General features: G+C 71.2%; 6 protein-coding genes. 3 read left to right on the forward strand and 3 right to left on the reverse strand.

Annotated elements, in window-relative coordinates; translation table 11 throughout:
• Positions 1–44: 44 nt before the first annotated feature.
• Positions 45–287: a DUF6411 family protein gene (locus tag LJ221_RS10405; RefSeq protein WP_241715621.1), complete on the reverse strand. Its 243-nt coding sequence runs from the start codon at positions 285–287 to the stop codon at positions 45–47.
• Between the two features lie 186 nt (positions 288–473).
• Between LJ221_RS10405 and LJ221_RS10410 the strand changes: the two genes are divergently transcribed.
• Entirely contained in the window at positions 474–1,652 is a 1,179-nt protein-coding gene (locus LJ221_RS10410; protein WP_241715624.1) for a phosphatidylserine/phosphatidylglycerophosphate/cardiolipin synthase family protein, read from the forward strand.
• A gap of 91 nt (positions 1,653–1,743) precedes the next feature.
• Here the strand turns inward: LJ221_RS10410 and aspS are convergent, their stop codons facing one another.
• Entirely contained in the window at positions 1,744–3,519 is a 1,776-nt protein-coding gene (aspS, locus tag LJ221_RS10415) for an aspartate--tRNA ligase (RefSeq protein WP_241715626.1), read from the reverse strand.
• Between the two features lie 139 nt (positions 3,520–3,658).
• Here aspS and LJ221_RS10420 point away from each other — a divergent pair, with 139 nt between their 5' ends.
• Positions 3,659–5,935: a SpoIIE family protein phosphatase gene (locus LJ221_RS10420; protein ID WP_241715628.1), complete on the forward strand. Its 2,277-nt coding sequence runs from the start codon at positions 3,659–3,661 to the stop codon at positions 5,933–5,935.
• 65 nt (positions 5,936–6,000) lie between these two features.
• Here the strand turns inward: LJ221_RS10420 and LJ221_RS10425 are convergent, their stop codons facing one another.
• On the reverse strand, positions 6,001–6,528 hold the full coding sequence (locus LJ221_RS10425) for an SseB family protein (RefSeq protein WP_241715631.1): 528 nt from the start codon (positions 6,526–6,528) through the stop codon (positions 6,001–6,003).
• A gap of 195 nt (positions 6,529–6,723) precedes the next feature.
• On the opposite strand from LJ221_RS10425, the gene LJ221_RS10430 reads away from it, so the two are divergent.
• Positions 6,724–8,550, forward strand: coding sequence for an acyl-CoA dehydrogenase (locus tag LJ221_RS10430; protein WP_241715633.1), 1,827 nt, complete (start codon positions 6,724–6,726; stop codon positions 8,548–8,550).
• The last annotated feature ends 48 nt before the right edge of the window (positions 8,551–8,598 follow it).

The following is an 8,598-nucleotide window of genomic DNA, read 5'->3' on the forward strand; positions in this document are numbered from 1 at the left end:
CCCCCGGTCGTGTCCGGGAAGCCGGACCACGGCGGGAGCGGGAGTCAGAACGGCAGCCGGCCGCGGGCGCGGCGGCCCGCGGAACCGCTGCGTCCCACCGCCCGGGAACTCTTGCCGAACGGCTTGCTCAGCCAGCGCCCCAGCGGACCGGGGGCCTTGCCCCCCGCCCGGGCGCCCAGTCCCAGGGACCGCTGGGCGCCGCGCTCGGGGTGGCGGGACAGGCGCGGCACCACGAAGGCCAGAACGGCCAGGACCACGCACCCCGCTATCACACCGGCGACCACCATGGTCACTCCTCACGTCGTCTCTCATCCGGTCATATCGCTCCGTGTCGTCCCGACCACAGAAGCCGTATGTCGCATCCGTCTGCCCCGACTCGCGCCCGGCATCCCTGAGAACCGGATCGGTGGGCACAAGCAGACCGAGAGGATTTTCGATTCGGCGGAAGTCCGGGAGTCCGGGAGAGAAGGTCCATGGGTGTCGTGGACGACGAGGCGGAGAAGCGCAAGCGGCGGCTGCGGCGGCGGCTGGAGCGGCTGATCGGGATCGCCGCCACCGAGGGGAACGAACTGACCGCGCTGCGCAACGGCGACGAGATCTTCCCTGCGATGCTGGAGAGCATCCGGGCCGCCGAGCACACCGTCGACATGATGACGTTCGTGTACTGGCGCGGCGAGATCGCCCGTGAGTTCGCCCATGTCATGGCCGAGCGTGCCCGCGCCGGGGTGCGGGTGCGGCTGCTGCTGGACGGCTTCGGCAGCCGGCTGATCGAGAAGGATCTGCTGGAGGAGATGGCCCGGGCCGGGGTGCGGGTGGCCTGGTTCCGCAAGCCGCTGTGGATCTCCCCGCTGAAACAGAACCACCGCTGCCACCGCAAGGTGCTGGTGGTGGACGAGCGGACGGCCTTCACCGGCGGGGTGGGGATCGCCGAGGAGTGGTGCGGCGACGCCCGCGACGAGAGCGAGTGGCGCGACACCCATGTGCGGGTGCGCGGCCCGGCCGTGGACGGCATCGCCGCCGCGTTCGCGCAGAACTGGGCGGAGTGTTCGGAGGTGCTGTTCGACGAGCGGGACCGCTTCGTCGAGCACGGGACGCGGGGCGGCTCGGTGGTGCAGGTGGTGCGCGGTTCGGCCAGCTTCGGCTGGCAGGACATGCAGACGCTGCTGCGGGTGGTGCTGGAGACGGCGCAGGAGCGCGTACGGCTGGCCACGGCGTACTTCGCGCCCGACCCGTACTTCGTCGGGATGCTGTGCGCCACCGCGCGCCGCGGGGTGGAGGTGGAGCTGCTGCTGCCCGGCCCGCACACCGACCAGCGGGCGTCCCAGCTGTCCGGGCAGAACCACTACGAGGAGCTGCTGGCGTGCGGGGTGCGGATCTGGCACTTCCAGCCGTCGATGATGCACGCCAAGATCGTGACGGTGGACGGGGTCGCCTCGCTGGTGGGCTCCACCAACCTCAACCGGCGCTCGATGGACCACGACGAGGAGGTCATGCTCGTCGCCCTGGACGAGGACTTCACCGCGGGACTGGACCGGGACTTCACCGCGGACCTGCGCCGGAGCGTGCGCATCGTGGGCGCCCGCTGGCGCAGGCGGCCGGCTCTGCAGCGGGCCCGGGAGGCCGCCGTCACGCCGATCCGCCGGTTCCTGTGAGCCGCCGCCTCCCGTGGGACACGGACGGGCCGGGACCGCTGTGCGGTCCCGGCCCGTCCGGTGGACTGCGTGCCCTCCTGCCGTGCTCCCGTCAGTCGGCCCGCTTGACCTGCGCGGGCTTGCGCACCGACAGGTGCAGCTCCCTCAGCCGGGCCTCGTCGACCTCGCTCGGGGCGCCCATCAGCAGGTCCTGGGCGTTGCCGTTGAGCGGGAAGGCGATGGTCTCGCGGATGTTGGGCTCGTCCGCCAGCAGCATCACGATGCGGTCGATGCCCGGGGCGATCCCGCCGTGCGGCGGGGCGCCGAAGTGGAAGGCGCGCAGCATGCCGCCGAACTCGCGCTCGACCTCCTCACGGCTGTAGCCGGCGATCTCGAAGGCCCTGTACATGATCTCCGGCTCGTGGTTCCGGATCGCGCCGGAGGACAGCTCCACGCCGTTGCAGACGATGTCGTACTGCCAGGCCAGGATGTCGAGCGGGTCCTTGGTCTCCAGCGCCTCCAGGCCGCCCTGCGGCATGGAGAACGGGTTGTGGGAGAACTCGATCTGCCCGGTGTCCTCGTTCTTCTCGAACATCGGGAAGTCGACGATCCAGCAGAAGCGGAAGACGTTCTCCTCGAAGTGGCCGGTGCGGCGCCCGGCCTCGACACGGACCGCGCCCATGATCTTGGAGACCTCGTCGAACTCCCCCGCGCCGAAGAAGACGGCCGTGCCCGGCCCGGCGTCCAGACGGGACAGCAGGGCGGAGACGTTCTCCTCGGTGAGGAACTTGGCGATCGGGCCGGTCAGCCCGCCGTCGTCACCCACGCGCACCCAGGCCAGGCCCTTGGCGCCCTGCGAGACGGCGAACTCGCCCATCTGGTCGAAGAACTTGCGCGGCTGGCCGGCGGTGCCGGGCACGGCCAGGGCGCGCACGTGCTTTCCCGCGAACGCCTTGAAGTCCGAGCCGGCGAAGACGTCGGAGACGTCGGTCAGCTCCAGCCCCACGCGCAGGTCCGGCTTGTCGCTGCCGTACTTGAGCATCGCCTCGCGGAAGGGGACGCGCGGGAAGGGCGAGGTGACGTGGCGTCCGCCGCCGAACTTCTCGAAGAGGTCGGTCATCACCTTCTCGATGACGCCGAAGACATCCTCCTGCTCGACGAAGCTCATCTCCATGTCGAGCTGGTAGAACTCGCCCGGCGAGCGGTCGGCGCGGGCGTCCTCGTCACGGAAGCAGGGCGCGATCTGGAAGTAGCGGTCGAAGCCCGCGATCATCAGCAGCTGCTTGAACTGCTGGGGGGCCTGCGGCAGCGCGTAGAACCTGCCCGCGTGCAGCCGGGAGGGCACCAGGAAGTCGCGCGCGCCCTCGGGGGAGGTGGCCGACAGGATCGGGGTGGCCATCTCGTTGAAGCCGAGCGCCGTCATCTCCTGCCGGATGGTGGAGATGACCGCCGAGCGCAGCATGATGTTGCGGTGCATGCGCTCCTTGCGCAGGTCGAGGAAGCGGTGCTCCAGGCGCCGCTCCTCGTTGACGCCGTCCTCGGTGTTGATGGTGAACGGCAGCGGGTCGGCGGCGCCCAGCACCTCGACCCCGGCGACCTCGACCTCGATCTCGCCGGTGGGCAGCTCGGGGTTGACGTTCTCCTCGCCGCGGGCGACGACCCGGCCGTCGACACGGACGACGGACTCCTTGGAGAGCGAGCTCAGCGCCTCGTAGGGGGCGGTGTCGGGACGGACGACGAGCTGGACGATCCCGTAGTGGTCACGGAGATCGATGAAGAGGATGCCGCCCAGGTTCCGCCGATTGTGCAGCCAGCCGGAGAGGCGGACATCCGTGTCGATGTCCGCGGCACGGAGCTCGCCGCAGGTGTGGGACCGGTACCGATGCATCACTCGTCCAAGTCGTCAGGTTGTCGGTTGGTGTCGGGCCGCCGGCCGCTCGTCGACGAGGGGGCGCACACGCCCCACAGACTACCGTCCGGCCGCCTTCCGCCGGGTGCCCCCGGGAATGACCACATAAGCTGGAAAAGTGCACACCGAGGACATTCTCGCGGCTACCGGGGTCGGCCTGTGGCGCTGGGACAACACGGCCGGCGTCATCACGCTGGACGCCACCGCCGCCCGGCTGCTGGGCCTGCCCCCCGAGGAGACCGTCCTGACCGAGAGCGCCCTGCGCTCCCGCTTCCACGCCCTCGACTACGCCGAACTGGCCAACGTCGGCGCCCTGGCCATCGCCGAGGGCACCATCGCGGAGGCGCTGCAGCGGGTGGTGGCGCCGGACGGCACCGTCCTGCGGGTCGTGCGCAACCGGCTGGCCCTGGCGGAGCGGCCCCGGCCCGAACCGGAGACGGAGACGGAGCCGGGCCGGTCCTTCGTGCTGTACGGGCTGCTGACCGAGATCCCCTGGTCGGCCCATCCCGCCGGGCTCGGCTCGGACACCTCGGAGGCCCCCCTGGAGACACGCCCGGCGGAGATCCTCCCCGCACGGCCGCCGACCACGTCCCCACCGGTCGTGCACTCCTCCGCATCACAGGACCCGGCCACCGCCGGGTGGCGGCACTCGCGTGAGGCCTTCCTGATGGACACGGGGCGGGCACTGGCCACGGCACAGACCACCCAGGAGGTGCTCGAGGTGGCGGCCCAGATGTCGCTGCCCGGTCTCAACCCCGTCTTCCTGGTCATCTACGCCGTCAGGGGCAACCGGCTGGCGCCGATCAACTACTACGGGCCGGAGGCGCACCGGCAGCCGGCCTTCGGCGAGATAACGCTGGAGAGCGACTACCCCGGCAGCGTGGCCGTCCGCACCGGCCGGGCCGTCTACCTGTCCTCCCCCGACGAGTACCGTCGCCGCTTTCCCGCCGTCTGGCCCCTGCTCGAGGACTACGGGCGCCGGGCCTGGGCCTATCTGCCGCTGACCGTGAACGGCCGGACGATCGGCACCTGGCTGCTCGCCTTCGACAACCTGGTCCCCTTCACCTCCGACGAGCGCCGGCTGCTGGTGTCGGTGGCGCGGATGCTGGCGCAGGCCCTGTCGCGGGTGTACGTGCGGGAGTCCGAGCGGGAGCTGGCCGACAGCCTCCAGCGCACCATGCGGCCCGCCCAGCGCACCGCCGTCCCCGGCATGACGGTGGTCAGCCGGTACCTGCCGGTCGGCGGCGGCCTCCAGGTCGGGGGCGACTGGTACGACGTGATCCCGCTGCCGTCGGGCCGCACCGCCCTGGTGATCGGCGACGTACAGGGGCACGACGTGCGCGCCGCGGGGGTCATGACGCAGCTGCGGATCGCGCTGCGCGCCTACGCCGCGGAAGGGCACCGGCCCGACGCGGTGCTGGCCCGCGCCAACCGCTTCCTGGCCGGGATGGAGACCGGCGACCTGCCCGAGCCCGGCGGCGCCGCGGAGCGGGCGGGCACCGACTCCGGCGACGACCACCGCTTCGCCACCTGCCTGTACGTGGAGGCCGATCCGGCCGGCGCGCTCGACGTCGCCCGCGCCGGCCACCCCGACCCGGCGCTCCGTCTGGCCGACGGAGCGGTGCTGACCTGCGCGGTGGCGCCCGGACCGCCGCTGGGGATCGTCGCCGGCGCCGACTACCCCATCACCCGGGTGGTGCTGGGCCGGGGCGAGACGCTGCTGATGTGCACCGACGGGCTCGTCGAGGCCGGCGGCCTGGACTACGACGCGGGATGGGAGCGGCTGCGCAAGGTACTGGGGGAGCACGGGGGATCGCCGGAGGACCTCGCCGACACGCTGATCCGCGCGATGCACGGCGCCCCGAGCCGCCACGTGACCGGCACCGGTCACGGCATGGAACCGCGCGCGGGCGGGCGAGAGGACGACATCGCGCTGATGCTGCTGAAGCGCGAGGGCGGCGCGCCGGATAGGTTCCCGCACCCCCTCGCCCGCCGCCTGGTGATGTCGGTGTCCCAGAGCGAGCAGGTCCGCATCTCCGACGCCCGCCACCGGCTACGGGAGCTGATGTTCGACTGGGCGCCGGAGGACCAGGTGGAGGGCGCCGTCCTGATGCTGTCGGAGCTGCTGACCAACGCCCTGGTCCACACCGACTGGGACGCGGCCCTCGCCGTCGGGCTGGAGGGCGAGCCCGGCTCGCGGCGGCTGCGCGTCGAGGTCTCGGACTCCAGCGACGAGCCGCCGCACCCGCGCGACCCCGGCGAGCTCGCCTCCCACGGGCGCGGTCTGATGCTGCTGGAAATGCTGGCGCACTCGTGGGGGGTGGAGCCCATGGGCACGGGGAAGAGCATCTGGTTCGAGCTCCACGAGGCCCGGGAAGGGCCGGACCGGGGCTGAACCGCCGGGCGCGCCGCGTCAGGCGTCGCCGGGGGGCCGGGGGCGTCGGCCGCCCCGCGGACGGATCAGCCGTACATCCGGCGCATCGCGAAGTCGACCATCTCCTCGACCGCCTTGGCGTCGAAGACGATCCGGTGGTCGCCCTCCATGTCCAGCACGAAGCCGTAGCCCGACGGCAGCAGGTCGAGCACCTCCGCGCCGGTGATCACGAAGTACTTCGACTCCTTGCCCGCGTACGCGCGCAGCTCCTTGAGCGTGGTGAACATCGGGATCACCGGCTGCTGGGTGTTGTGCAGCGCCAGGAAGCCCGGAGTGTCGCCGCGCGGGCAGTACACCTTCGACGTGGCGAAGACCGCCTGGAAGTCCTCGGGGGTCATCACCCCGGTGGTGAAGGCCCGCACGGCCTCGGCCAGCGACGGCGGCGAGGGTTCCGGGTAGAGCGGCTGCTGGTGGCCGTAGCCGGCCTGCGGCGGCTGCTGGCCGTAGTGCTGCCCGGCGTGCGCGCCGTGCCCGGGATGGCCGGTGTGACCGCCGTGACCGGCGTGCTGCTGCCCCGCGTGCCCCGCGTTTCCGGTCTGGTCGTAGCCGTACATGGGCGTAAGCGTAACGACTCCGGGCCCCCGCCGCCCCGCGGTGGAGTGGTCCGGAGCCAGGGCGGGCTCCGGGGAATTCCGTCACAGTCGCGCGGATCGGGTTGCTTCTTATTACCGACGGGTAGCATGATGAGAGCTACTTTCTGGTACGCGTAGGGAGGAGTCTCCTCCCCCTATCCATACGGAGCCGTCGCCATGGGGCACTACAAGTCGAATCTCCGCGACATCGAGTTCAACCTCTTCGAGGTACTCGGCCGCGACACGGTGTACGGCACCGGCCCGTTCGCGGAGATGGACGTCGAGACCGCCAGGAGCGTGCTGGCCGAGGTCGCCCGCCTGTCGGAGAACGAACTGGCCGCCTCCTACGAGGACGCCGACCGCAACCCGCCGGTGTTCGACCCCGAGACCAACACCGCTCCGGTCCCGGAGTCGTTCAAGAAGAGCTACCAGGCGTACATGGACGCCGAGTGGTGGCGGCTGGGCATCCCGGAGGAGATCGGCGGCACCACCGTGCCGCGCTCCCTGCTGTGGGCCTTCGCCGAGACCATCCTCGGCTCCAATCCGGCCGTGTGGATGTACGCGTCCGGCCCCGCCTTCGCCGGCGTCCTCCACGAGGAGGGCACCGAGGAGCAGAAGAAGATAGCCAAGCTCATGGCGGACCGGCAGTGGGGCTCCACCATGGTCCTCACCGAGCCCGACGCGGGCTCCGACGTGGGCGCCGGCCGCACCAGGGCGACCAGGCAGGACGACGGCTCCTGGCACATCGAGGGCGTCAAGCGCTTCATCACCTCCGGTGAGCACGACATGTCCGAGAACATCGTGCACTTCGTCCTCGCCCGCCCCGAGGGCCACGGCCCGGGCACCAAGGGCCTGTCCCTGTTCATCGTGCCCAAGTACGACTTCGACTGGTCCACCGGCGAGCTCGGCGAGCGCAACGGCGTCCACGCCACCAACGTCGAGCACAAGATGGGCCTGAAGGCCTCCAACACCTGCGAGATGACCTTCGGCGCCAACGCCCCCGCCAAGGGCTGGCTGATGGGCGAGAAGCACGACGGCATCCGCCAGATGTTCAAGATCATCGAGTTCGCGCGGATGATGGTCGGCACGAAGGCCATCGCCACCCTGTCCACCGGCTACCTCAACGCGCTGGAGTACGCCAAGGAGCGCGTCCAGGGCGCCGACCTGGCCCAGTTCACGGACAAGACCGCCCCGCGCGTCACCATCACCCACCACCCCGACGTGCGCCGCTCGCTGATGACGCAGAAGGCGTACGCCGAGGGCATGCGCTCGCTGGTGCTCTACACCGCCACCGTCCAGGACGAGGTCCTGGCCAAGGAGGCCGCCGGCGAGGACGCCTCCGCCGCCAAGCGCCTGAACGACCTGCTGCTGCCGATCGTCAAGGGCTACGGCTCGGAGAAGTCCTACGAGCAGCTCGCCCAGTCGCTGCAGACCTTCGGCGGCTCCGGCTACCTGCAGGAGTACCCGGTCGAGCAGTACATCCGGGACGCCAAGATCGACACCCTCTACGAGGGCACCACCGCGATCCAGGGCCAGGACTACTTCTTCCGCAAGATCGTCCGCGACCAGGGCCAGGCGATGACCGCCCTGTCCGAGGAGATCAAGAAGTTCCTGACCGAGGCCGCCGGCGGCGAGGACCTGGCCGGCGCCCGCGAGCAGCTCGCCGGAGCCGCGAGCGACCTGGAGGCCATCGTCGGCACCATGCTGACCGACCTGGCCGCCACGGAGAAGGACGTCAAGTCCATCTACAAGGTCGGCCTGAACACCACCCGTCTGCTGATGGCCTCCGGCGACGTCGTCGTCGGCTACCTGCTCCTCAAGGGCGCCGCCGTGGCCGCCGACAAGCTGCCGGGCGCCGCCGCCAGGGACAGGGCGTTCTACGAGGGCAAGATCGCCGCCGCGAAGTTCTTCGCCGCGAACATCCTGCCCGGCGTCGGCGTCGAGCGGCGGATCGCCGAGGCCACCGACCTGTCGGTGATGGAGCTGGACGAGGCCGCCTTCTGAGCGGTCCCCGGCCGGAGTCCTGAGCGGAGGCGGCGGGCCGGCCGGCCC

This window comes from Streptomyces sp. CNQ085, from assembly GCF_022614595.1.
Taxonomy (GTDB): Bacteria; Actinomycetota; Actinomycetes; order Streptomycetales; family Streptomycetaceae; genus Streptomyces.

Coding starts and splice junctions, on each gene's coding strand:
- LJ221_RS10425 (WP_241715631.1), bottom strand. CDS start 6,528: ATGTACGGCTACGACCAGACCGGAAACGCGGGGCACGCGGGGCAGCAG.
- LJ221_RS10410 (WP_241715624.1), top strand. CDS start 474: ATGGGTGTCGTGGACGACGAGGCGGAGAAGCGCAAGCGGCGGCTGCGG.
- LJ221_RS10430 (WP_241715633.1), top strand. CDS start 6,724: ATGGGGCACTACAAGTCGAATCTCCGCGACATCGAGTTCAACCTCTTC.
- LJ221_RS10405 (WP_241715621.1), bottom strand. CDS start 287: ATGGTGGTCGCCGGTGTGATAGCGGGGTGCGTGGTCCTGGCCGTTCTG.
- aspS (WP_241715626.1), bottom strand. CDS start 3,519: ATGCATCGGTACCGGTCCCACACCTGCGGCGAGCTCCGTGCCGCGGAC.